We start from the raw sequence: 22765 nt of genomic DNA, 5'->3' as shown, positions 1-22765 counted from the left end.
CGGATCAGATCCGGACGCCGAACTCGAAGGTCATGTCGCTGATCGCCTCGTAGCGCACGACGGCGCCGGTGTGCGGGGCGTGCAGCACCTGGCCGTTGCCGGCGTACAGGCCGACGTGGTGGTAGTCGCCGTAGAAGATGACCAGGTCGCCGACCTTGAGGTCGCTCTCGCTGTAGATGCGGGTGCCGGCGTTGGCCTGCGCCTCGGAGGTGCGCGGGATGGTGACGCCGGCCTGGGCGTAGGCCCAGGAGGTCAGGCCCGAGCAGTCGAAGGAGGACGGGCCGGAGGCGCCGTAGACGTACGGCGAGCCGATCACGGACTGGGCGGCGGCGAAGGCGCTGGCGGCCCGGCCGGAGGCGGAGCCCGTGTTGCCGAGGTCCACGCGCGAGGAGGCGCGGCTGGCGGCCTGGGCCTGCTCGGCGTCGAGCGCGGCCTTCTCCTTGGCCGTCAGGGTGTTGAGCAGCTTCTGCGCGTCGGCGAGCTTGCCCTGGACGGCCGACTTCTGCTTGGCCAGCTCGGTGCGGGTGGCGGAGAGGTCCTTGAGCTTGTCGGAGGCCTCTGCCCGCTCCTGGGCGAGTTCGCGCTGTTTGTCCTGAATCTTCTTCAGGGCCTCGACCTGCTGGCTGCTCAACTGGTCGAGCGTGGACGCCTTGTCGAGGTAGTCGTCCGGATCGGACGAGAGGAAGAGCTGGACCGACGGGTCGATGCCGCCCGAGCGGTACTGCGCGGTGGCCAGCGAACCGAGGCTGTCCCGCAGCTTGTTGAGGTCTTCCTGACCACGGGCCACGTTGTCCTGGATCGTGGATATTTCCTTCTGCAGCTTCTGCTGCTTGTCCTTGGCCCCGTCGAGCTTCTCGGTGGCCTGCTCGGCCTCCTCGTAGAGCTTGTCGACCTTCGCCTTGACCTCGTCCTTGGTCAGCTTCTCGCTGGGCGCCGCGTTGGCGGCGTTGGCGCTGAGGACTACAGCGGCGGCGGCTGCGGTGGTGAGCACGGTCACGCGCGCACGACTCGGCTGCTTCAGTCGACGATGGGACGCCACGGAGACGGGCTCCTTCGTTTGAGTGATCACCCGTGTGGAGGTTCGGGGTCAGACCCTAGTGACCTACCTGTGATCAGTTCAAACCCAGCAGCCAAAAAAGTGGTCACGCAACGCACTCTTTGCATATAACTCACGAGCAGTAATGCGCGATTGACGCTACGTTGCGTGACGGTTCGGTCAATTCGGGCATTGCATATGCGGATTGAACGTTCAGGACAGTCGCTTCAGAAGCATCGCAGAAGCGACCGGACGGGCGCCTGCCCGGGCGACCCCGTCGGCGACCTCGCGGTCTGTCGAGGCGACGATCACCGGGCGGCCCGGCGGCTCGGCGCGCACCAGCTGGCGGATCAACTCGTCCGCGGTGACACCGGGCTTGGAGAAGAGGACCCGGACCCCGCGCGGCGGGGCCAGCAGCACCGGCGCGGCCAGCTCGGCGCCGTCGAAGACACAGGTGACCTCGGCGCCGGTCTGGGCGGCGAGCTGGGAGAGCTGGCCGAGCAGCCGCAGTCGCTGCTTCTCCAGCGGCATCTGCGGATAGCCGGTCTTGGTCACGTTGTAGCCGTCGACCACCAAGTGCGCCTGAGGCAGGGCGAGCAGCTGGTTGAGAATGGCCGGGTCGTTCTCGGAGAGTGCGCGCGCCGCGATGTCCTTCGGGGTCATTCGTCCCGGTTCGACCGCGTCCACGGTCTCGGCGGGCCGCACCGAGACCGGCGGCAGAGCCAGCTCCCGGCGCAGCCCCTGGGCCGCGTCGAGGACGGTGTCGAGCAGCAGCCGCAGCCGCATGTCCTCGACGCTGCGTCCCTCGCGGGCGGCCCGGCGGCTGGCCTCCAGGGCCGCCTCGACCTCGCCGAGCCGGGACTTGAGCCGCCGGCTCTCGCTCTCGGCGGCGGACAGCTGGGACTGCCCCTCGGCCCGCCCCGCCTCCGTCTCGGCCTGCAGCTTGCGCAGCGCCGCCTCACCGCGCTTGACGTCGCTCAGCGCGGCCCGCAGCTTGCGGTGAAGCGATTCCGCTTCCTTCTTGGCCGCGTCCAGCTCGGAGCGCAGCCGCTCCGTGTCGGCCCGGGTCTGCTCCCGCGCCCGGTCCAGCTCCTCGCGCAGCCGCTCCAGTTCGGCCCGGCTCTCCTCGTCGGCCCGCTCGGCGTCGGCCCGCTGGGCCTCCTCGCCGGCCGCCGCCACGAGCTTCACCCAGCCCGTGGGGCGCAGCACATAGGCCGCGGCCGCCACATCGAGCGGGTCCGCGGCCGGGGGCGGGGAGCCGGAGTCCAGGGCGCCGGCCAGTTCCGGCTGGGTCTCTCTCAGCTTCTCCCCGATCCGCTGCCGGAAGAGGGTGTCCGTCTCCAGCGCGGCGGCCATCGCGTTTCCGGCGAACTTGGCCCGGCGATTCGGGGCAAAGCGGGCGTACTGCCGCAGCTGTGCGGGCAGTTCGGCGACGGTCAGGCCACCGAACCCGTCCGACACGATCTGCACGACCCGCCGCCGGACACCGTCGGGCAACGGACGGTCAAGCACCTCGGCGGTGCCGTCGCCCGGCCCCCCGCCTGTGGTCTCCACCATCCGTCACACCCCATCACCTGTACGGGGCCGGCTCCCGGTATCAGGAGTCGGCGCCCGGCCTGTCCACGAGTTCCACCTGGTCCACCGCGTTGCACCAGCGGCAGCGCACCGACTCGATGGTCTCACTGACCACCTCGCGCTCCTCGACCTTGGGCTCACCGGCCAGGTCGAGGTGTACGTACTCGACCACCTTCGACGAGCGGGTCACGTCGAAGCGCGTGAGGTTGCCGCAGAGGGTGCAGCGCCACCGCGTCGTGGCGGTCGGCAGGGGAACCGTCATCGTGGCTTGTTCGCTTCCTTCTAGTGTCCGTGACGCGCCGTCCCGACGCGTGTGGCTCGTACCCTACGGCCTGGCGGGTACTCGATGCCGCCCCGTCTGCGGCGGCGAGGCGGTCTGCACCAGTGCGTCCCGTTACGCCATGCTCTATGTCCATGATCGGCAACTGGAACACGACGGCCGCCCGGACCCTGCGGGGTCTGCGGGGCACGTCCGCGCCCATGACGTACAGCCTGATCGCCGTGTGCTGCCTGATCTTCGTGCTCGGCCCCGCCTCCGGCTTCACCCCGTCCTACGGCACCGGAGAGGCCCTCGCGACCGCCCAGCGGGCGTATTTCCGGCACTGGGGGGTGGTCCCCGCCGACCTGTTCGACGGTCCGGCGCGGGAGGCGCTCACCCCGGCCACGGCGCTGTTCATCCACGGCAGCTGGGTGCACCTGCTCGGCAACATGCTCTTCCTCTTCGTCTTCGGGGCGATGACCGAGGAACGGATGGGCCGCGTCGAGTTCACTCTCTTCTACATCGGCTGCGGCTATCTCGCGCTGCTCGGCTACGCGGCCGCCAACACCACCTCCCAGCAGTCGCTGGTGGGGGCGTCCGGGGCGATCTCGGCGGTCCTCGGAGCGTTCCTGTACCTGTTCCCCAGCGCCCGCGTGACCAGTCTCCTCCCCTTTCTCTTCTTCCTCCCGCTGCGCTTCCCGGCCTGGGTGGTGCTCCCCTTCTGGGCGGCCCTCCAGTGGCTGGCCCTGAACCAGGCCTCCTCCGGCCCCGGCGTGGCCTACCTCGCCCACCTGGTCGGCTTCGGACTCGGCTTCGGCTACGCGTGGGTGCGGTACGGCCGTACGACTAAAGTGAGATCCGCCCCAGCTCCGGCACCCGAGGGAGAGAACCAGCCGTGATCACCGCGATCGTCCTCATCAAGACCAGCGTGGACCGGATCCCCGAGATCGCGGAACGGATCGCCGCGCTGGAGAGCGTCAGCGAGGTCTTCTCCGTCACCGGCACCTACGACCTGATCGCCATGGTCCGGGTGAAGCAGCACGAGGATCTCGCCGAGGTCATCCCCGGCTCCATCAGCAAGATCCCCGGCGTGGAGGCCACGGACACGCACGTCGCGTTCCGCACGTACTCCCAGCACGACCTGGAGGCGGCGTTCGCCATCGGCCTGGACAGCTGAACCGAGCGGTCCGGGCCGGGCGGCGTCAGTGCCGCAGGGCCGGTGCGCCGGCGGGCGTACGCCGCGCGGCGCTGCGGTAGGCCGAGATACCCAGGGCGAGCAGCCAGTAGCTGAGGAACGCCCCCATCAGGGCGGTGGTGCCCCAGCCGTTCGCCGCGTAGAAGTGCGCGGGGTCGTTGCCGAAGAACACGGACGGCACGAAGGCCAGGTTGACCGCCGCCAGGGTGCAGGCGGAGCGGCCGGTCCAGCGCGGCAGCAGGCCGGTGCGCGAGATCCCGTGACCCACCGCGGTCAGGCAGAGGGCGAGCATCAGGCGGCTGATCGCCCCGTAGAGGATGTACGTGCCGCTGACCGCGACGGTCGGGTCGATCGGATGGTCCGCGGCGATGACCGCACCGCCTTCCAGCCCGCTGGAGACCAGCGTGACCGTCGCGTAGACCAGTCCGGTCGCGAAGGCCATCGAGCCGATCCATTCGCGGGCCGGGTCGGCCCGTTTGACCAGTTCACGGAAGGCCGTCACGAACACGACGACGAACGCCAGTCCGACGATCTGGAGCAGCAACCTGGTCAGGACGTTCGAGTCCGGCGGCGAACCGGAGTAGACGAAGTAGAGCGGTACGTCGACGATGAAGGCGGCCGCGGCGGTGATGGCGGCGAGGCCGGTCAGGCGCCTCGCGAGGGTCTCGTTCATGGGTGTGTCCCCCGGTTCCCGGTGTCGGATTCCTCGTCGGCCCGTTGCCGACTACCTGAATCCTGGCGTTCACGACGCTTCCCGTCGCTGGGCCTGGACACCGGACCCGGGGGTGGTCCTGCCGACACCCCCCCGCGGGTGGGTCAGCTCACCGCCGGGACACAGCGGCCGTCCTCCGTGCGGTACGACCACTTCGCGCCGTCGGTCACCAGTTCCCGCACCGCCGTCACGAAGCGCTCCACGTGCTCGTCCGGCGTGCCCGCGCCGAAGCTCACCCGGATGGCGTTCAGGGACTTCTCGCCCGGTGCCGCCTCCGGCGCCCCGCACTCGCCCTGGGTCTGCGGGTCGGAGCCCAGCAGGGTCCTGACCAGCGGGTGGGCACAGAAGAGGCCGTCGCGGACGCCGATGCCGTACTCGGCGGAGAGGGCGGCGGCGAAGTGGGAGCTGTTCCAGCCGTCGACCACGAAGCTGATCACTCCGACGCGCGGGGCGTCGTCGCCGAAGAGGGAGAGGACCCGGACCTCGGGAACCTCGGCCAGCCCGGCCCGCACCTTCTCGATCAGGTGCTGCTCGCGGGCGACCAGGGTGTCGAAGCCGGCCTCGGTGAGCGCCTTGCAGGCGGAGGCGATGGAGTAGGCGCCGATGACGTTCGGGGAGCCCGCCTCGTGCCGCGCCGCGCTCTCGTGCCACTCCACGGCCACTCCCCCGTCCTCCCGCCGGGTGACCTTGCGGCTGGCGCCGCCGCCCGCGAGGTAGGGCTCGGCGGCCTGCAGCCAGTCGGCGCGGCCGGCCAGGACGCCGGAGCCGAAGGGGGCGTAGAGCTTGTGGCCGGAGAAGGCGACCCAGTCGACGTCCAGGTCCCGGACGGACACGGGGTGGTGCGGGGCCAGCTGGGCGGCGTCCAGGACGATCCGGGCACCGTGCGCGTGCGCGGCGGCCGCCAGCTCCCGTACCGGCCACAGCTCGCCGGTGACGTTGGAGGCGCCGGTGACGCAGACCAGGGCCGGGCCGTAGGGGTCGCGGTCGGCGAGAGCACGCTCCAGGGTCTCGACGGCCTGCCGCGGGGTGCGGGGCGCGTTGAGGTAGGTGACCCGGGCGTCCTTCCAGGGGAGCAGGCTCGCGTGGTGCTCGGTCTCGAAGACGAAGACCTGGCAGTCGGCGGGGACGGCGGCGGCGAGCAGGTTGAGGGAGTCGGTGGTGGAGCGGGTGAAGATCAGCTGGTCGTCGGGGCGGCAGTCGAGGAACTCGGCGACGGTGTTCCGGGCGTTCTCGAAGAGGTCGGTCGACAGCTGGGAGAGGTAGCCGGCACCGCGGTGGACGCTGCCGTAGTAGGGCGCGTACGCCGCCACGTCGTCCCAGACCCGCTGGAGGGCGGGGGCGCTGGCCGCGTAGTCGAGGGCGGCGTAGGTGACCTCGCCGCCGGTGACGAGCGGGACGGTGACATCCCGGCCCAGAACGGGCAGTGGGGCACAAAGGGACTGGGCGGCGGCAGCGGTGGTGACAGACATGGCGAACTCCTGTGAGAGCTGAGCGAAATCGCCGGGCCGGACGGACGGTGCGTCGACGGCACGGGGAAAGGTGAAAGGGGTGTGCGGAGGCGGGGCTCGACGCCCTATCGCATTCGCTTGCTCACAGAGGACTCCCTCGACGACCAGGACCCCTGGGCTGTGCCTGCTCGAAGAAGCGTGAGGGGTCCGCGCTTGCCGTAGACCTCGCTGCCTACGACCTGGTCTTCACCCGGGGCACCCCGCCACGGACGGAGGGTTGCCGGACAGTCGGCCGGGGCCTCATGACTGTCACTCATGACCTGGGAAGAAACGTAAGTGAAGTGATCGCCGCCGCGCAACTCCTGTCCGGATGACGGAACACCGCCAGAAACCGACGCCGGCTCGGCACCGCCGGGAAGGCCGTGTGCGGTTGCGCGCCGTTGCGGCGGAAAATCACGACCGCCCAACGGAAGAGACCGGCAGAGGACGCGACGGAAAGAGGAAGCGGCGACGGCTCCCGCGCGAAGTGGGGCACCGCCGGGAAGGCCGGTGTTGTTGCTCGCCGTTGCGGCGGAGAAGAAGGTGATGCCGGTCCGAATTCATCGGCACCGACGCCGGACTCCTCTTTCCGCCGCAACGGCGATCGGCCACGACGGCGTAGTCCGGCGGTGCCGTACCGTGCCTGAGCCCGCCGACCGCGGCCCCTACCTGTTCGTCGCCGCCGCCCAGCGCTCCAGCGCCCGCTTGGCGGCGCCCGAGTCGATCGACTCCGCCGCCTTGGCCATGCCCGTCCGGAGCTGTTCGGCCAGGGTCCCCGTGCCGGGGTCAAGGGCCACCAGGGCCGCCGCCGAGTTCAGCAGGACCGCGTCCCGTACCGGGCCCGGCTCGCCGTCCAGGAGGCGGCGGGCGACCTCCGCGTTGTACGACGGGTCGCCGCCCCGCAGCGCCTCCACGGGGACCAGGTCGATGCCGGCGTCGCGGGGGTCGAAGGTCTCCTCCGTGACCTTGCCGTCGCGGACGATCCAGACGTGGGACGTGGCCGTCGTCGTGAGTTCGTCGAGGCCGTCGTCGCCGCGGAAGACCAGGGAGGAGTTGCCGCGTTCCGCGAAGACGCCCGCCACGACCGGGGCCATGCGCGGGTCCGCGACGCCCACGGCCTGGGCGCGCACCCGCGCGGGGTTGGTCAGCGGGCCGAGGATGTTGAAGACCGTGCGGATGCCCAGCTGGCCGCGCGCGGCGCCCGCGTAGCGCAGCGCCGGGTGGAACTTGATGGCGAAGCAGAAGGTGATGCCGGCCTCCTCGGCGACCTCGGCGACCCGCTGCGGGGTCAGGTCGAGGTTGACGCCGAGCTTCTCCAGGACGTCCGAGGCCCCGGACGCGGAGGAGGCCGCGCGGTTGCCGTGCTTGACGACCTTCGCCCCGGTGCCGGCCACCACCAGCGCCGACATCGTGGAGATGTTGACCGTCTTCGCGCCGTCCCCGCCGGTGCCGACGATGTCGACCGTGCGGCCCGGCACCTCGATGACGTTGGCGTGGTCGTACATCGTGCGGACGAGACCGTTGATCTCCTCGACCGTCTCGCCCTTCGCCCGCAGGGCGACGACGAAGCCCGCGATCTGGGCGTCGGTCGCCTGGCCGCGCATGATCTGGTCCATCGCCCAGGCGGTCGCGTCGGCGCTCTGGTCCTGGCCGTACAGCAGCGCGTTCAGTACCTCGGGCCAGGAACGGCCCGCCGCGATGTCGCCTCCAGCGGGGGTCACAGCGCTCATAAGGCCGCTCCTGATCGTCGTCATCGTCGTCGAATTCGCCGTACGCGAATTAACCGGTTTTCCCAGGGCCCACCCTATCCAGCTCCGGGCACCGCAAAGGGCCCCCGTCCGTACACCGGACGGGGGCCCTTCGGCTGTGGCGTGGCGACGCCTTCGATCAGTGGTGGCCGTGGCCGCTCGTGATCTCCTTGTACTCCTCGACGGTGGGCTTCGGGATCTGGTTGTCCTCGCCGTAGTAGGCGTTGCTCAGCTTGGCGCGGAGCTTCTCGGAGCCCTTGATCTTGCGCTCGACACCGTTCTCGTCGACCGCCGGGCCGACCTGGGCCGGCTCGTACTGGTGGTGCGCCGTGAGGGTGTGCAGCTGCTCCTGCGAGAGCGGCTCGTGGACCTCGATGAACTCACCGTGCGGCAGCCGCTTGATGATGCCGGTCTCGCGGCCGTGCAGCACCTTTTCGCGGTCGCGGCGCTGGAGGCCGAGGCAGATGCGCTTGGTCGCGATGAACGCGATCACGGGTCCGGCGAAGAAGAAGATCCGGACGAACCAGGTCACGTCGTTGATCGACAGGTGGAAGTGGGTGGCGATGAGGTCGTTGCCACCACCGATCAGGCCCACCATGTACACGGTCACCCAGGCGACACCGAACCCGGTACGGGTCGGGGCGTTGCGCGGGCGGTCCAGGATGTGGTGCTCGCTCTTGTCGCCGGTGACCCAGGACTCGATGAACGGGTAGAGCGCGATCGCGCCCAGCACGAGCCCGAACAGGACCAGTGGGATGAAGACGCCCAGGACCAGGGTGTGGCCCCAGAAGTTGATCTCCCAGCCGGGCATGTAGCGGATCAGACCCTCGGCGAAGCCCATGTACCAGTCGGGCTGGGCGCCGGTGGACACCTGGTCCGGACGGTAGGGGCCCATGGCCCAGATCGGGTTGATCTGGGTGGTCGCCGCGATGGCCGCGATGACACCGAAGACCAGGAAGAAGAAGCCTCCGGCCTTGGCCATGTAGACCGGCAGCAGCGGCATGCCGACGACGTTCTTCTCGGACTTTCCGGGACCCGCGAACTGCGTGTGCTTGTGGTAGAAGACCAGGATCAGGTGGCCCACCACCAGGCCGAGCATGATGCCCGGCAGCAGCAGGATGTGGATCGAGTAGAACCGGGCGACGAAGTCGTGGCCGGGGAACTGCCCGCCGAAGAGGAAGAACGAGATGTACGTGCCGACGATCGGCATGGACAGGATCGCGCCCTCGGTGAAGCGGACACCGGTGCCGGAGAGCAGGTCGTCCGGGAGCGAGTAACCGGTGAAGCCGGTGAACATGCCCAGGACGAACAGCAGGAAGCCGAACAGCCAGTTGATCTCACGCGGCTTGCGGAACGCGCCGGTGAAGAACACGCGCATCATGTGCACGAACATGCCGGCGAGGAAGATCAGCGCGGCCCAGTGGTGGATCTGCCGGATGAGCAGACCACCGCGCACGTCGAAGGAGATGTGCAGGGTCGAGTTGAACGCCTCGGACATCATCTGTCCCTGCAGCGGGACGTAGCTGCCGTGGTACACCACCTCGTTCATCGACGGGTGGAAGAACAGCGTCAGATACACACCCGTCAGGATGATGATGATGAAGCTGTACAGGCACACTTCGCCCAACATGAACGACCAGTGGTCGGGGAAGATCTTGCGCATGTTGGACTTGGCCAGGGAGTAGATCCCGAGCCGTCCGTCGGCCCAGTCGGCGACGCGCTCGCCGGCCGGTGCCTTCCCGCGCTCGCGGGACTCAGAGTTCTCGTTAGTGCTCATCCGCGCTCCCAGAAGGCAGGACCGACGGGCTCGTCGAAGTCGCCGAGCGCCTGGAGGTAGCCCTCCTCGCTCACGCCGATGCGCAGCTGCGGCAGGGCGTGGCCGGCCGGGCCGAAGATCACTCGGGCTCCGTCGGAGAGGTCGAAGGTGGACTGGTGGCACGGGCAGAGCACGTGGTGGGTCTGCTGCTCGTACAGCGAGATCGGGCAGCCCACGTGGGTGCAGATCTTCGAGTAGGCGACGATCCCCTCGTGCGACCACTCCAGCTCGCGCTTGTCCTTGATGTTGTCCGGCTGCAGCCGGATGATCATCAGGGCCGCCTTGGCCATCACGTTCTGGAAGTCCTCCTGGGACTCCTCGACGCCCTCGGGCTTGGCGAAGGTCAGCGAGCCGACGGCGACGTCGGAGGGACGCAGCGGCTCGTTGGTGTTCATGTTGACGAGCAGCTTGCCCTTCGACCACGCCGTGTGGCGCAGCGAGGTGCCGGGCAGCGGGCCGAGGTCGCGCAGCAGCACGAGGCCGGAGAGCGGGACCAGGGTCAGCGCGCCGAACATCGTGGTGCGGATCAGCTTGCGCCGGCCGATCGCCGACTCCTTCGCGCCCTGCTTGAAGTCGGCCAGGACCTTGGCCTTGACCTCCGGCTCGGCCGAGATGGCGTGCCGCTCGTCGGCGACCTCCACGTCGGACATCAGGGTGCGGGCCCAGTGGACCGCGCCCGCGCCGATGCAGAACAGCGCCGCACCGAGGGTCAGGCCCAGCGCGAAGTTCAGCGCGCTGATGTGACCGAGCGGGAAGACGAAGATCGACTTGTCTTTCGGGATGGTCACATAGGAGGCGATGAAGCCCACGGTGGCCAGCATCGACACCGTGAACAGCATGGCCACGACGCGCTCGGACCGCTTGGCGGCCCGCTCGTCGATGTCCTGGATGCGGTGCTCGTGGGGCGGCAGACCGGGATCCGTGAACGGGTCCCTCTCGTCCGCGACGCTCACGGCGCCGTGCGCGTGCTCCTGCTCAGCGGGCAGGTTCTCTTCTGGAATGTCTTGGCTACTCATGACTTCTTGGCCTTTGCGGTCCGAGCGGCGACCCAGACGGCGACCGCGATCAGTGCACCGAGACCGAAGATCCACGCGAACAGACCCTCGCTGACCGGCCCGATGCCGCCCAGGTTGAGCCCACCGGGGTTCTCCGTGTTGGGGCTGTTGACCGCGTCGAGGTACGCGATGATGTCCTTCTTGTTCTTCTCCGACAGCGTGGTGTCGGGGAAGGACGGCATGTTCTGCGGGCCCGTCTGCATGGCCTCGTAGATGTGCTTCGGAGCGACGCCCTCAAGGCTCGGCGCGAACTTGCCCTTGGTGAGTGCGCCGCCCGAGCCGACGAAGTTGTGGCACTGCGCGCAGTTGGTGCGGAAGAGCTCGCCACCCTTGGCGATGTCGGCGCCGTCCGGGCCGTACTGCTCCGAGGTCGGGACCTCGGGGCCGGCACCCAGCGAGGCGATGTACGCCGCGAGCTGGTCGATCTGGGCCTGGGTGTAGATGTTCTTCTTCTTGACGACCTGCGGGCCCTGCGAGGTGGCGGCCGGCATACGGCCGGTGCCGACCTGGAAGTCCACGGCCGCGGCGCCCACGCCCACCAGGCTGGGGCCGTCGGACGAACCCTGACCCCCGGTGCCGTGGCAGCTGGCGCAGCCGACCGAGTAGAGCTTCTTGCCCTCCTCGATCGTCAGGGACTGGGAGGTCTCATCGGCCTGTGCCTTGCTCGTGGGTGCGAGAAGGGCGTAGGCCCCCCCGGTACCCACCAGCGCGAGGAGTAGGACGACGACAGCCGCCAACGGATGGCGTCGTCGTGCGGAGAGCTTTTTCACGGATTACCCCGGTGTCAGGATCTTCTGCGTCGATGCTTCTGGAAAGTGCGCTTCTGCGGCGCGCGGTGCCGGCCCGGCTACTTGATCAGGTAGATCGTGGCGAAGAGGCCGATCCAGACGACATCGACGAAGTGCCAGTAGTAGGACACGACGATGGCCGCGGTCGCCTGCTCGTGCGTGAACCTCTTCGCCGCGTAGGTACGCCCCAGGACGAACAGGAAGGCGATGAGACCGCCCGTCACGTGCATGCCGTGGAAGCCGGTGGTCAGGTAGAACACCGAACCGTACGGGTCGGAGGAGAGGGAGATCCCGTCTTCCTTGACCAGGTTCGTGTACTCGTAGATCTGACCGCCGATGAAGATCGCACCCATGATGAAGGTGACGATGAACCAGCCCCGGAGCTTCTTCACGTCCCCGCGCTCGGCGGCGAACACGCCGAGCTGGCAGGTGAGGGAGGAGAGCACCAGGATCGTGGTGTTGGTCGCGGCGAACGGAAGGTTGAGATGGCTCGCCATCTCCTTCCAGTGAGCCTCGCCGGTCACCGATCGCAGGGTGAAGTACATCGCGAAGAGGGCCGCGAAGAACATCAGCTCGGAACTCAGCCAGATGATGGTTCCGACGCTGGTGAGGTTCGGCCTGTTGACCGACGGGTGCGCGTGCCCGGTTTCTACTGTCGTTGCTGTCGCCACGACCGACATTATGTCGGTCGCTTATCTCGCGCTCACTCCGGGGGGTGCCGTTCGGAGTGTCCGCCCCCTGTGTAGTGCCCGGATGGCCCATCGAAGCGGTGTTCCAACAGGTGTTGACGAGGTGTTCAGGGGAGTAGCATCCGGCGCATCGGTCCTGTCCGTACGACGACTCCCGTCCCCGCGTATCGGAGGAACAATGCAGCCGACCGCCACGGTGCTGGTCTACAGCGACGACTCCAACACCCGCGAGCAGGTGCGGCTCGCCGCCGGCCGTCGGCCGGCTCCCGATGTGCCGTTCGTCGAGTTCGTGGAGTGCGCGACGCCCGAGGCGGTCGTCGCCGAGCTCGACAAGGGCGGGATCGACGTGTGTGTGCTCGACGGCGAGGCCGTGCCGCTGGGGGGCATGGGGGTGTGCCGGCAGATCAAGGACGAGGTGTTCAACTGCCCGCCGGTGCTGGTGCTGATCGGGCGGCCGCAGGATGCGTGGCTCGCCACGTGGAGCCGGGCGGATGCGGCTGTGACGCTGCCTGTGGAGCCGGTGGAGTTCGCCTCGGCTCTGGCGTCGCTGTTGCGGCAGAAGAGGCTGCTGAGCGCCTAGGAGGGGGTGGGGCGCGGTGCGTGCGCGAGTGCCGGTCGTGGGTGGCTGGTCGCGCCCGCGCGGCGGTAGCCGCATGTCGACTACCGCCCCGCGCCCCTTACGGGGCGCTTGCCCTCGGGGGCGATTCACAGTGCGGCTGGCTGCACTCTCGCCGCGTCCTGGGGGTTCTGGGTCTCCGGGGTGCCGTTGGTGAGGGCGCTGCCCTTGCGCCAGTTCTGCCAGGTGATGTTCCAGTCGCCGAAGCCGTTGCCGAAGTTCTCCATCTCCTTGCCGTTGGAGTTGACGACCTTCACCAGGTCGCCCGGGTGGAAGGTGTCGAAGAACCACTCGGCGTTCGAGGTGTTCATGCCCGTGCAGCCGTGGCTGACGTTCTCGTAGCCCTGGGAGCCCACCGACCAGGGCGCGGCGTGCACGTACTCGCCCGACCAGGTCACCCGGGTGGCGTAGTAGACCGGGAGGTCGTACGAGTCCGAGGTGCCCTCGGCGATGCCGACCGTGGTGCCGCGCATGCGTACGAAGTACTGCTTCTCCAGGACGACCTTGACGCCGTTGCGGGTCTCGTAGCCCGGCTTGCCGGTGGTGATGGGGATCTGGTTGATCTCCTTGTCGTTCCGGTAGACCGTCATCTGGTGGGCGCCCGCGTCCGTGACGGCGAGGAGCTTGTCCCCGGTGGTGAGGGTGAGGGGCTTGGCCGCGCCGCCCCACAGCCGGTCGCTGATCTTCACGCCGTCCAGGTTGCTGTGCACCTGGATGGTGGCGTGGGCGGGCCAGTAGTCCTTGGGCCGGTAGTGGAGTTCCTTGTCGCTCACCCAGTACCAGGAACCCTGCACGGCCGGGACGGAGTCGACCCTGAGGGCACGCTCGACGATGGCGCGCTGGGCCTTGTCCTTGACCTCGTGGTCGAGTTGGGCGGTGACCGGCTGGCCCACGCCGTACTCGCCCGCCTTGGGGCCGAAGGTGACCTTCAGCCGCTGCCGGGTGGTGGGCACGCTGGTGTCGAAGGTGAGGACCTTGCGGCCGGGCGCGCCGTCCTCGTCCTCGGTACTGACCTGGACCGTGTAATGGGCGTTTGCGGCCAGCGGTGAGGTGCTGTGCCAGCGGTGGCCGTCGGCGTCGAGTTCGCCCGCCACGAAGCGACCGGTGGCGTCCTCGGCCGTGACGTCCGTGATGCGGTCCTCGTCGCTCTTGGCGACGACCTCCAGGGGCTTGTCGGGGTCGGCTCGCTTCCCCGCACCCGTGGGGGTGTTGAAGGAGATCTGGTCCGCCGCGTCGTACGGCTTGTCCGCGAGGGGGTTGCCGTCCGAACCACAGGCGGTGACGCCCGCGCCGAGGGCGATCACCAGCAGCGCGCAGCTGACGACGGTACGGGCGCACGGAGAGTGACTCATACTGTCACGCTATGAGAGGTTTTCCGTACCGGCGCGGCAGGTAGTCCGGATGGGGGACCGGCACTGCGCCGAAGGCGGGAGCGGGCCGGAAACGGCGGGAGCCCGGACCCCCCTGACGGAGGATCCGGGCTCCCGGTGCGCTCGGAGCGGGCCTACTGGGTGCGGTTCTCACCGTGGTAGTACTCGAACACCCAGCCGAAGAGGCCGATCACGATGATGGGCGCCGCGAAGTACAGCAGCCACCAGCCGACGGCCACACCGAGGAAGGCCAGCGCGCCGCCGACGCCGAGGGCGAGCGGCTGCCAGCTGTGCGGGCTGAAGAAGCCGATCTCGCCGGCGTCGTCCGCGACGTCGGCCTCCTTGTTGTCCTGGGCACCGGCGTCCACCCGCGAGGCCGTGAAGCCCAGGTAGAAGCCGATCATGATGCACAGGCCGAAGGCCATGAAGAGTGCCGTGGTGCCGGCCGCCTCCTTCGACCACACGCCATAGACGATCGCCATGGCGAGGACGAAGACGCTCAGCCACACGAACATGCGGCCCTGGATCTTCACTTGCCGGCCTCCTTGCTGCCCGTGACAGCGGCGGCGGCGTGGCCGTGCTCCAGCTGCTCCAGGGCGGCGATCTCAGGGTGGTGCAGGTCGAACGCCGGGGATTCGCTGCGGATCCGCGGCAGGGTGACGAAGTTGTGCCGCGGCGGCGGGCAGGAGGTCGCCCACTCCAGCGAACGGCCGTAACCCCACGGGTCGTCGACGCCGACCGGCTTGCCGTACTTCGCCGTCTTCCAAACGTTGTAGAGGAACGGCAGGATCGACAGGCCGAGCAGGAAGGAGCTGATCGACGAGATCGTGTTCAGGGTGGTGAAGCCGTCGGCCGCGAGGTAGTCGGCGTAACGGCGGGGCATGCCCTCGGCACCCAGCCAGTGCTGGACCAGGAAGGTGCCGTGGAAGCCGATGAACAGCGTCCAGAAGGTGATCTTGCCGAGCCGCTCGTCGAGCATCTTGCCCGTCATCTTCGGCCACCAGAAGTGGAAGCCGGAGAACATCGCGAAGACGACCGTACCGAACACCACGTAGTGGAAGTGCGCCACCACGAAGTACGAGTCGGAGACGTGGAAGTCCATCGGCGGCGAGGCCAGGATGACACCGGTCAGACCACCGAAGGTGAAGGTGATCAGGAAGCCGGTGGCCCAGAGCATCGGTGTCTCGAAGGACAGCGAGCCCTTCCACATGGTGCCGATCCAGTTGAAGAACTTCACACCGGTCGGGACCGCGATCAGGAAGGTCATGAAGGAGAAGAACGGCAGCAGCACACCGCCGGTGACGTACATGTGGTGCGCCCACACGGTCACGGACAGGCCGGCGATGGAGATGGTCGCCGCCACCAGGCCCATGTAGCCGAACATCGGCTTGCGGGAGAAGACCGGGATGACCTCGGAGATGATGCCGAAGAACGGCAGCGCGATGATGTACACCTCTGGGTGTCCGAAGAACCAGAAGAGGTGTTGCCAGAGCAGTGCTCCGCCGTTCGCCGCATCGAAGACATGTGCCCCGAATTTCCGATCCGCCTCCAGCGCGAACAGCGCGGCGGCGAGGACGGGGAAGGCGAGCAGGACCAGGACGGCGGTCAGCAGCACGTTCCACACGAAGATCGGCATGCGGAACATCGTCATGCCGGGGGCGCGCATGCAGATGATCGTGGTGATGAAGTTGACCGCACCGAGGATGGTGCCGAAGCCGGAGAAGGCCAGACCCATGATCCACATGTCGGCGCCGATGCCCGGCGAGCGGACCGCGTCCGACAGCGGGGAGTAGGCGAACCAGCCGAAGTCCGCGGCACCCTGCGGGGTGAGGAAGCCGCCGACCGCGATGGTCGAGCCGAACAGGTAGAGCCAGTAGGCGAACATGTTCAGCCGCGGGAAGGCGACGTCGGGTGCGCCGATCTGGAGCGGCATGATCCAGTTCGTGAAGCCGGCGAACAGCGGCGTCGCGAACATCAGCAGCATGATCGTGCCGTGCATCGTGAACGCCTGGTTGAACTGCTCGTTCGACATGATCTGCAGACCGGGGCGGGCGAGCTCGGCGCGCATCAGCAGCGCCATCACACCGCCGATCAGGAAGAACGCGAACGACGTGACCAGATACAGCGTTCCGATGGTCTTGTGGTCGGTGGTGGTGAGCCACTTGATGACCACGTTGCCGGGCTGCTTGCGCCTGACCGGCAGCTCGTTCTCGTACGAGTCCTCAGCTGCCGCGGCACCCTGGGGTTCGTTGAGGATGCTCACAGGTTGTTCGTCTCCCGGTTCTTCTCGTGGCTCGTCTGCGCGATGCCGGCGGGAATGTAACCGGTCTGCCCCTTCTTGGCGAGGTCCTTGAGGTGCTCCTGGTAGAGCTCAGGCGAGACGACCTTCACGTTGAACAGCATCCGGGAGTGGTCGACACCGCAGAGTTCGGCGCACTTGCCGAGGAAGGTGCCCTCCTGGTTGGGAGTCACCTGGAACGCGTTGGTGTGGCCCGGGACGACGTCCATCTTCATCAGGAACGGCACCACCCAGAAGGAGTGGATGACGTCACGCGAGGTGAGGACGAAGCGGACGGTCTCACCCTTGGGGAGCCAGAGCGTCGGACCGGGGTTGTGGGTCTCCGGGTTCTTCGTGCCCGGCGTACCCACGTCGTAGACACCGCCGGCGGCCGCCGGGAAGTCCTTCTTGAACCGGTCCGGAATGGCGTCCAGGTTCGGGTCGGTCTTCGCGTCGCCGGAGACACCGTCGACAGGCGTGATGTAGTTGAAGCCCCAGCTCCACTGGAAGCCGACCACGTTGACCGTGACGTCGGGCTTCTTGCTGAGGCTGAGCAGCTTCGTCTCGTCGCGGGCCGTGAAGTAGAACAGCACCGAGACGATGATGAGCGGCACCACCGTGTACAGGGCCTCGATCGGCATGTTGTACCGGGTCTGGGCCGGCACCTCGATCTTGGTGCGGCTGCGCCGGTGGAAGATGGCGCTCCAGATGATCAGACCCCACACCAGCACGCCGACGGCGAGCGCGGCGGCCCAGGAGCCCTGCCACAGGGAGAGGATCCGCGGAGCCTCTTCCGTGGTCGGGGTGGGCATACCAAGGCGGGGGAAGTCCTTGTATGTGCAACCGGTAGCGGTCGCAAGGACCAGGCCCGCGGTCATTGCCTGCAGCAGCTTCCGCCGCATCGGGCGCCGCGGCGAGCGGTCGGAGCCGTTGGGACTCACGTAGCGCCTTCCCGAGAGTCTCGCCCGCGCACTCGGCTGCGGCCTTCTCGCTGGTCGGTCGCCGCCCTGCGTCGGGCAGGGGTTTGGATGTTTATGCGGACCAAACCCTAGCCGACGCGATTCGGGGGGTCGCGGGGAGGGGGGCATACGCGCCGCGGGTCACTCCTTAAGGGTGGGATTGGGCGCCCGATAGCTCGGGTTGCTGCGGTTTCGTGCGCGGGTGCGGGTGCGTTGTGGCTTGTCGCGCCCCGCGGCGGAGCCGCATATGGGCACAGCCCCGCGCCCCTTGGTCGGCTGTCCCCGGGAACGCCTTAACGTTGCTGCGTGTCCTACTTTGACGCCGCATCGGCCGCTCCACTTCACCCAGTTGCCCGTCAGGCGTTGTTGGCCGCCTTGGACGACGGCTGGGCGGACCCTTCCCGGCTGTACCGCGAAGGGCGTAAGGCGCGCATGCTGCTGGATGCTGCGCGGGAGGCGGCTGCCGAGGCTGTGGGTTGCCGGGCGGACGAACTGACTTTCACCTCGTCCGGTACCCGGGCCGTCCACACGGGTCTCGCCGGGGCGTTGGCCGGTCGGCGTCGGGTCGGACGTCACCTGATCGTGTCAGCCGTCGAACACTCCTCGGTGCTCCATTCGGCGGAGGTGTTCGAGGCGGACGGCGGCCAGGTGACCCAGGTGCCGGTGTCACGGGAGGGAGCCGTCGACGTCGGCTCCTACGAGGCTGCTTTGAGGCCGGACACCGCGCTCGCCTGCCTCCAGTCGGCCAACCACGAAGTGGGCACCGTGCAGCCGGTGGCGGCGGTGGCCGAGGTGTGCCGGGCGGCCGGGGTGCCGCTGCTGGTGGACGCGGCGCAGTCGCTGGGGTGGGGGCGGGTCGAGGGCGACTGGTCGTTGCTGACGGCCAGCGCGCACAAATGGGGTGGGCCGAGCGGGGTGGGGCTGCTGGTGGTGCGCAAGGGCGTGCGGTTCGCCGTCCAAGGGGCCGCGGACGAGCGGGAGTCGGGGCGGGCGCCCGGTTTCGAGAACCTGCCGGCGATCGTCGCGGCCGCCGCATCGCTGCGGGCCGTACGGGCGGAGGCCGAGCAGGAGGCCGTACGGCTGCGGGAGCTGACGGCACGGATCCGGGCGCGGGTGCCGGAGTCGGTGCCGGACGTGGAGGTGGTGGGCGACGCGGAGCGGCGGCTGCCCGGGATCGTCACCTTCTCCTGTCTCTATGTCGACGGGGAGACATTGCTCCACGAGTTGGACCGGGAGGGTTTCTCCGTCTCGTCCGGATCGTCCTGCACGAGCAGCACACTGACGCCCAGCCATGTGCTGAAGGCGATGGGGGTGCTGAGCGAGGGGAACGTGCGGGTGTCGCTGCCGGCGGGGGCGGCGGAGGGGGACGTGGAGCGGTTCCTGGAGGTGCTGCCGGGGGTGGTGGCGGGGGTGCGGGAGAAGCTGGGGGCCCCGATGCCGACAACGGCGGTCCGGTCCGAGGTGACGGTCGTCGACTCGCTCGGGAAGCGATGCCCGATCCCGGTCATCGAGCTGGCGAAGGTCATCGGCACCGTGCCGGTGGGCGGCACGGTGCGGGTCCTGTCGGACGACGAGGCGGCACGCCTGGACATCCCGGCGTGGTGCGAGATGCGGAATCAGGAGTACGTCGGCGAGGAACCCGCAGAACGGGGAACGGCGTACTTGGTCCGCCGGGTGAGCTGAGCACCCCCTCTTTTAGGGGCGCGGGGCTGTGTCGATTTGCGGCTGCCGCCGCGTGGGCACGACCAGCCCCCACGCACCCGCACCCGCACCCGAGACTCAGACCAGATAACCCCGGACCTCTTCGGCGGCCTCGTCCCCGTACGCCTTGGTGAACCGCTCCATGAAGTGCCCCCGACGCAGCTGGTACTCCTGCGTACCCACGGTCTCGATGACGAGCGTCGCCAGCATGCAGCCCACCTGGGCCGCCCGCTCCAGCGAGACCCCCCACGCCAGGCCCGAGAGGAACCCCGCCCGGAACGCGTCGCCGACGCCCGTCGGGTCGGCCTTGCGCTCCTCGTCGGGGCAGCCGACCTCGATCGGGTCCTCGCCCACCCGCTCGATACGGACGCCGCGCGCCCCCAGCGTGGTGACCCGGTGGCCGACCTTCGCGAGGATCTCCTCGTCGCTCCAGCCGGTCTTCGTCTCGATGAGCCCCTTCTCGTACTCGTTGGAGAAGAGGTACGTCGCGCCCTCCAGCAGTATCCGGATCTCGTCGCCGTTCATCCGGGCGATCTGCTGGGAGAAGTCGGCGGCGAAGGGAATCGACCGGGTCCGGCACTCCTCCGTGTGGCGGAGCATGCCCTCCGGGTCGTCGGCGCCGATCAGGACCAGGTCGAGTCCGCCCACCCGGTCGGCCACCGTCTTGAGCTCGATCAGGCGGGCCTCGCTCATCGCACCCGTGTAGAAGGAGCCGATCTGGTTGTGGTCGGCGTCGGTCGTGCACACGAAGCGCGCGGTGTGCAGGGTCTCGGAGATGCGGACGGAGTCGGTGTCGACGCCGTGCCGGTCGAGCCAGGCCCGGTAGTCGTCGAAGTCGAAGCCCGCCGCGCCGACCAGGACCGGCCGGGTGCCGAGCTGTCCCATGCCGAACGCGATGTTCGCGCCGACACCGCCCCGGCGCACGTCCAGGTTGTCCACCAGGAACGACAGCGAGACCGTGTGCAACTGGTCCGCGACGAGCTGGTCGGCGAAGCGGCCGGGGAAGGTCATGAGGTGGTCGGTGGCGATGGAGCCGGTGACTGCGATGCGCACGGCTGGGACTCTCCTGAGGGGGAGGCGTGATTGACAGTTAACGCTACCGGGTCGGCGTGGGCACCCTGAAGGTGCCAAAACTACCCGATAGTAGATCTTTCTTCGCGATGCCCGGCGTGCTTACGGTTCCGTCATGACGAACCTCAAGGTCCACGCCCCCGCTCCGGCCGACCTCGACGGCGACCTCGCGTCGCTGCGCGGGGACTGCGCCCGGATGGCTCCGCACTGGACGGTTCCTGCTCACAGCGATGCCCGTCCGGTGCCGCCGTCACTCATCCACGGGGTGACCGTGCCGAAGAAGTCCGCCAGGCTCCTGGACGCGATGTCCGACTACGGCGACTGAGTCTCGCCCGGCGCGTTTCCAGGGAACCGCGCGCCCCCCTCCCGCGTCCCATCGCCGTCCCCCGTGAAGGGGAGGCGGGATACGACGCAGGCAAGGAGCGATGCGGTGAAGAGCGAGCGACCCGAGAACGCCGACGACGCGGCCGCGGGCAGCACCGGGGAGCACCCCGAGGCCCGGCAGGCCACCCAGTCGGCGAAGGCTGCGGAAACGGCCGAGGCCGCGGAGGTCGGCGCACAGGCCGACGCACAGGCCGCCCCGGAGCCCGTCGCGGAGTCCGCCGAGGGAGCCGTGGAAGAGGTTCCGGAGCCGGAGAAGGCGCCTGCCCCGGAAGCGGCCGCCGAGCCGGAGGAGGCCGCCGAGCCCGATGCGGCCCCCAAGCTGGAGAAAGCCCCCGAGCCGGAGGAGGCCCCCGAGCCGGACGTGGCCCCTGCCGCCGAGGCCCCCGACGCTCCCCCTGCGCCCGAGACGCCCGAGGCCGAAGCCGCGCCCGAGATCGAAGCCGACGCCGAGGTCGATGACCTCGCCCCCCGCCGCCGCTCCCCCGCCCTCGTCATCGCCTCCGTGGCCGCCGCCGTCCTCCTGATCGGCGGCGGTGGTGCCTTCCTCGCCGCGAACACCGGCTCCGGCTCCGGATCCGGCGGTACGGACACCGGCGCGTCCGGCGGTGCCACTCCCCCGCCCCTCCTCCTGGACGGCTACTCCTCCGGCGGCAACGGCATAGCCCCGGGCGAGCCCAATCCGTACGGCGTGACCTACAGGGCGAGCGGGACGCTCCCCGCGGGCCCTGGCTCGGCCACCGTGTACCAGCCCTCCGGCGAGGTCTCCAAGGACCGGGTCGCCGCGCTGGCGAAGTCGCTCGGGATCGAGGGGACCCCGGTGGCCGAGGGCCAGGTCTGGAAGGTCGGCACGGACAACGACGGCTCCGGCGGGAGTCTCCAGGTGAACCGGACCGCCCCGGGCATCTGGACGTACAGCCGCTACGCCCCGGGCACCGACAACTGCAAGAGGGGCCTGGTGTGCACGCCGCACGACCCGGTGGCGCCGGCCGGTGACCCGGTGAGCGTCGCCGACGCCGAGAAGGCGGCGGCGCCGGTGCTGAAGGCGCTCGGCCAGGACGCCGCGAAGCTCGACACGAGCCAGGTCATGGGCGCCCAGCGGGTGGTGAACGCCGATCCGGTGGTCGGCGGGCTGCCGACGTACGGCTGGACGACCGGGCTGACCGTCAGCAAGCAGGGCGAGGTGGTCGGCGGCAACGGGATGCTCGCGACGCCGGCGAAGGGCGACACGTATCCGGTGCTGGGCGCCGCGAAGACGCTGAAGCTGATGAACGCGGCGCCGCGCTACGACCACCGGATGGGCATCGGCGGCTGCATCAGTTCCGTATCGCCGAAGGACCGGCTGGAACAGCCGTGCGCCGCGTCGACGCCGTCCGCGTCGTCCACGTCCTCGTCCACGTCCTCGGCCTTGATCGAGAAGGCGGTGTTCGGGCTTGCCGCGCAGTCCGTCGCCGGGCGGCAGGCACTGGTGCCGTCCTGGCTGTTCCAGGTGCGCGGGGCGGCGGACGCGTACACCGTGACCTATCCGGCGGTGGACCCGAAGTACCTGGCCTCGGCCGCGGTCTTCTCCTCAGCGCCGACGCCCTCGGCGAGCGCGAGCGCCTCGGCGGGGAGCACGAAGGACGTGAAGGTGGACGGGTACACGACCGACGACCGCGAGCTGGTCGTCGCGTTCACCGGCGGGGTGTGCGCCGACTACAAGGTGACGGCGGACGAGACCTCGGAGCAGGTGGTGGTGAAGGTGACCGCGACGCCCTGGCCGGACAAGATCTGCGTGATGATCGCCAAGCAGTACCACCAGACGGTGCGCCTGGACGCGCCGCTGGACGGCCGGAAGGTGGTCGGCACGGACGGCAGGGCCGTCCCGAAGGAGAAGGCGACGACTCTGAACCCGCAGCTGGGCTGAGCACACACGAAGGCGGCGGCCCCTCTCCGTGAGGGGGCGCCGCCGTCGTGGCGGTGTGGCGCGCTGGCCGGGCGGGGGCTTATTAACAAAAACGCGCCCCCCACACCAAAAAAAATAGCGGTT

21 protein-coding genes and 1 riboswitch are annotated in these 22765 nt (G+C 69.2%); of the genes, 6 read left to right on the top strand and 15 right to left on the bottom strand.

Going from position 1 to position 22765, the window contains the following annotated elements:
- Window positions 1-4 precede the first annotated feature (4 nt).
- From ACWGKQ_RS43750 to ACWGKQ_RS43740, 3 genes are all read right to left on the bottom strand, one after another.
- Window positions 5-1039, bottom strand: a complete 1035-nt coding sequence (locus ACWGKQ_RS43750; RefSeq protein ID WP_453297638.1) for an NlpC/P60 family protein — start codon at window positions 1037-1039, stop codon at window positions 5-7.
- A 210-nt stretch (window positions 1040-1249) separates the two neighbouring features.
- Window positions 1250-2593, bottom strand: a complete 1344-nt coding sequence (locus ACWGKQ_RS43745) for an NYN domain-containing protein (RefSeq protein ID WP_453297637.1) — start codon at window positions 2591-2593, stop codon at window positions 1250-1252.
- Window positions 2594-2633: 40 nt separating this feature from the next.
- Complete coding sequence (locus ACWGKQ_RS43740) at window positions 2634-2873, bottom strand: hypothetical protein (RefSeq protein ID WP_009309707.1); 240 nt, start codon at window positions 2871-2873, stop codon at window positions 2634-2636.
- A gap of 152 nt (window positions 2874-3025) precedes the next feature.
- Between ACWGKQ_RS43740 and ACWGKQ_RS43735 the strand changes: the two genes are divergently transcribed.
- Together ACWGKQ_RS43735 and ACWGKQ_RS43730 are read left to right on the top strand one after the other, a co-directional pair.
- Entirely contained in the window at window positions 3026-3769 is a 744-nt protein-coding gene (locus tag ACWGKQ_RS43735; protein ID WP_453297654.1) for a rhomboid family intramembrane serine protease, read from the top strand.
- Window positions 3766-4047 (top strand): Lrp/AsnC family transcriptional regulator, encoded by a 282-nt coding sequence (locus ACWGKQ_RS43730; RefSeq protein WP_020137395.1) that lies wholly within the window; start codon window positions 3766-3768, stop codon window positions 4045-4047. Before ACWGKQ_RS43735 ends, ACWGKQ_RS43730 begins: the two co-directional genes overlap by 4 nt.
- A gap of 25 nt (window positions 4048-4072) precedes the next feature.
- On the opposite strand, the gene ACWGKQ_RS43725 is transcribed toward ACWGKQ_RS43730, so the two are convergent.
- The 7 genes from ACWGKQ_RS43725 to ctaE form a co-directional block, all read right to left on the bottom strand.
- Window positions 4073-4738 (bottom strand): hypothetical protein, encoded by a 666-nt coding sequence (locus ACWGKQ_RS43725; protein ID WP_453297636.1) that lies wholly within the window; start codon window positions 4736-4738, stop codon window positions 4073-4075.
- A 143-nt stretch (window positions 4739-4881) separates the two neighbouring features.
- On the bottom strand, window positions 4882-6246 hold the full coding sequence (locus ACWGKQ_RS43720; protein ID WP_453297635.1) for an aminotransferase class V-fold PLP-dependent enzyme: 1365 nt from the start codon (window positions 6244-6246) through the stop codon (window positions 4882-4884).
- 183 nt (window positions 6247-6429) lie between these two features.
- Window positions 6430-6546: riboswitch (SAM riboswitch) on the bottom strand.
- A 383-nt stretch (window positions 6547-6929) separates the two neighbouring features.
- Window positions 6930-7994 carry an anthranilate phosphoribosyltransferase gene (gene trpD / locus ACWGKQ_RS43715; protein WP_453297634.1) on the bottom strand — a complete coding sequence of 355 codons (1065 nt, stop codon included), beginning with the start codon at window positions 7992-7994 and terminating at the stop codon, window positions 6930-6932.
- Window positions 7995-8151: 157 nt separating this feature from the next.
- A complete protein-coding gene (gene qcrB, locus ACWGKQ_RS43710) occupies window positions 8152-9789 on the bottom strand; it encodes a cytochrome bc1 complex cytochrome b subunit (protein ID WP_453297633.1) in 1638 nt (545 codons plus the stop codon).
- On the bottom strand, window positions 9786-10844 hold the full coding sequence (gene qcrA / locus ACWGKQ_RS43705; RefSeq protein ID WP_453297632.1) for a cytochrome bc1 complex Rieske iron-sulfur subunit: 1059 nt from the start codon (window positions 10842-10844) through the stop codon (window positions 9786-9788). Before qcrA ends, qcrB begins: the two co-directional genes overlap by 4 nt.
- Complete coding sequence (gene qcrC, locus ACWGKQ_RS43700; protein WP_453297631.1) at window positions 10841-11653, bottom strand: cytochrome bc1 complex diheme cytochrome c subunit; 813 nt, start codon at window positions 11651-11653, stop codon at window positions 10841-10843. Before qcrC ends, qcrA begins: the two co-directional genes overlap by 4 nt.
- Window positions 11654-11730: 77 nt before the next feature.
- Window positions 11731-12351, bottom strand: a complete 621-nt coding sequence (gene ctaE, locus ACWGKQ_RS43695) for an aa3-type cytochrome oxidase subunit III (RefSeq protein WP_453297630.1) — start codon at window positions 12349-12351, stop codon at window positions 11731-11733.
- 187 nt (window positions 12352-12538) lie between these two features.
- On the opposite strand from ctaE, the gene ACWGKQ_RS43690 reads away from it, so the two are divergent.
- The gene (locus tag ACWGKQ_RS43690) at window positions 12539-12940 is read left to right on the top strand and encodes a hypothetical protein (protein ID WP_453297629.1); all 402 of its coding nucleotides are present in this window, start codon (window positions 12539-12541) and stop codon (window positions 12938-12940) included.
- Window positions 12941-13065: 125 nt separating this feature from the next.
- On the opposite strand, the gene ACWGKQ_RS43685 is transcribed toward ACWGKQ_RS43690, so the two are convergent.
- The 4 genes from ACWGKQ_RS43685 to ctaC form a co-directional block, all read right to left on the bottom strand.
- On the bottom strand, window positions 13066-14328 hold the full coding sequence (locus ACWGKQ_RS43685) for an Ig-like domain-containing protein (RefSeq protein ID WP_453297628.1): 1263 nt from the start codon (window positions 14326-14328) through the stop codon (window positions 13066-13068).
- Window positions 14329-14480: 152 nt separating this feature from the next.
- Complete coding sequence (locus ACWGKQ_RS43680; protein ID WP_453297627.1) at window positions 14481-14879, bottom strand: cytochrome c oxidase subunit 4; 399 nt, start codon at window positions 14877-14879, stop codon at window positions 14481-14483.
- Window positions 14876-16609: an aa3-type cytochrome oxidase subunit I gene (gene ctaD, locus ACWGKQ_RS43675; protein WP_453297626.1), complete on the bottom strand. Its 1734-nt coding sequence runs from the start codon at window positions 16607-16609 to the stop codon at window positions 14876-14878. The genes ACWGKQ_RS43680 and ctaD overlap by 4 nt, the downstream gene beginning before the upstream one ends.
- Window positions 16606-17565 (bottom strand): aa3-type cytochrome oxidase subunit II, encoded by a 960-nt coding sequence (gene ctaC, locus ACWGKQ_RS43670; RefSeq protein ID WP_453297625.1) that lies wholly within the window; start codon window positions 17563-17565, stop codon window positions 16606-16608. Before ctaC ends, ctaD begins: the two co-directional genes overlap by 4 nt.
- A gap of 324 nt (window positions 17566-17889) precedes the next feature.
- Here ctaC and ACWGKQ_RS43665 point away from each other — a divergent pair, with 324 nt between their 5' ends.
- The gene (locus ACWGKQ_RS43665) at window positions 17890-19266 is read left to right on the top strand and encodes an aminotransferase class V-fold PLP-dependent enzyme (RefSeq protein ID WP_453297624.1); all 1377 of its coding nucleotides are present in this window, start codon (window positions 17890-17892) and stop codon (window positions 19264-19266) included.
- Window positions 19267-19362: 96 nt separating this feature from the next.
- Here ACWGKQ_RS43665 and ACWGKQ_RS43660 read toward each other — a convergent pair whose 3' ends face one another.
- Window positions 19363-20337, bottom strand: coding sequence for a carbohydrate kinase family protein (locus tag ACWGKQ_RS43660; RefSeq protein ID WP_453297623.1), 975 nt, complete (start codon window positions 20335-20337; stop codon window positions 19363-19365).
- Window positions 20338-20470: 133 nt separating this feature from the next.
- Here ACWGKQ_RS43660 and ACWGKQ_RS43655 point away from each other — a divergent pair, with 133 nt between their 5' ends.
- Both ACWGKQ_RS43655 and ACWGKQ_RS43650 read left to right on the top strand, forming a co-directional pair.
- On the top strand, window positions 20471-20680 hold the full coding sequence (locus ACWGKQ_RS43655) for a hypothetical protein (protein WP_453297622.1): 210 nt from the start codon (window positions 20471-20473) through the stop codon (window positions 20678-20680).
- A 105-nt stretch (window positions 20681-20785) separates the two neighbouring features.
- Entirely contained in the window at window positions 20786-22642 is a 1857-nt protein-coding gene (locus tag ACWGKQ_RS43650; RefSeq protein ID WP_453297621.1) for a hypothetical protein, read from the top strand.
- The last annotated feature ends 123 nt before the right edge of the window (window positions 22643-22765 follow it).

This window comes from Streptomyces sp. NPDC054770, assembly GCF_053611985.1.
This window is presented reverse-complemented; position numbering and strand designations above follow the sequence as displayed.

Excerpts from the sequence above, each read along its gene's own strand:
- ACWGKQ_RS43745 (WP_453297637.1), bottom strand. The coding sequence starts at position 2,593 with ATGGTGGAGACCACAGGCGGGGGGCCGGGCGACGGCACCGCCGAGGTG.
- ACWGKQ_RS43740 (WP_009309707.1), bottom strand. The coding sequence starts at position 2,873 with ATGACGGTTCCCCTGCCGACCGCCACGACGCGGTGGCGCTGCACCCTC.
- ACWGKQ_RS43735 (WP_453297654.1), top strand. The coding sequence starts at position 3,026 with ATGATCGGCAACTGGAACACGACGGCCGCCCGGACCCTGCGGGGTCTG.
- ACWGKQ_RS43725 (WP_453297636.1), bottom strand. The coding sequence starts at position 4,738 with ATGAACGAGACCCTCGCGAGGCGCCTGACCGGCCTCGCCGCCATCACC.
- ACWGKQ_RS43720 (WP_453297635.1), bottom strand. The coding sequence starts at position 6,246 with ATGTCTGTCACCACCGCTGCCGCCGCCCAGTCCCTTTGTGCCCCACTG.
- trpD (WP_453297634.1), bottom strand. The coding sequence starts at position 7,994 with ATGAGCGCTGTGACCCCCGCTGGAGGCGACATCGCGGCGGGCCGTTCC.
- qcrB (WP_453297633.1), bottom strand. The coding sequence starts at position 9,789 with ATGAGCACTAACGAGAACTCTGAGTCCCGCGAGCGCGGGAAGGCACCG.
- qcrA (WP_453297632.1), bottom strand. The coding sequence starts at position 10,844 with ATGAGTAGCCAAGACATTCCAGAAGAGAACCTGCCCGCTGAGCAGGAG.
- ctaE (WP_453297630.1), bottom strand. The coding sequence starts at position 12,351 with ATGTCGGTCGTGGCGACAGCAACGACAGTAGAAACCGGGCACGCGCAC.
- ACWGKQ_RS43690 (WP_453297629.1), top strand. The coding sequence starts at position 12,539 with ATGCAGCCGACCGCCACGGTGCTGGTCTACAGCGACGACTCCAACACC.
- ACWGKQ_RS43685 (WP_453297628.1), bottom strand. The coding sequence starts at position 14,328 with ATGAGTCACTCTCCGTGCGCCCGTACCGTCGTCAGCTGCGCGCTGCTG.
- ACWGKQ_RS43655 (WP_453297622.1), top strand. The coding sequence starts at position 20,471 with ATGACGAACCTCAAGGTCCACGCCCCCGCTCCGGCCGACCTCGACGGC.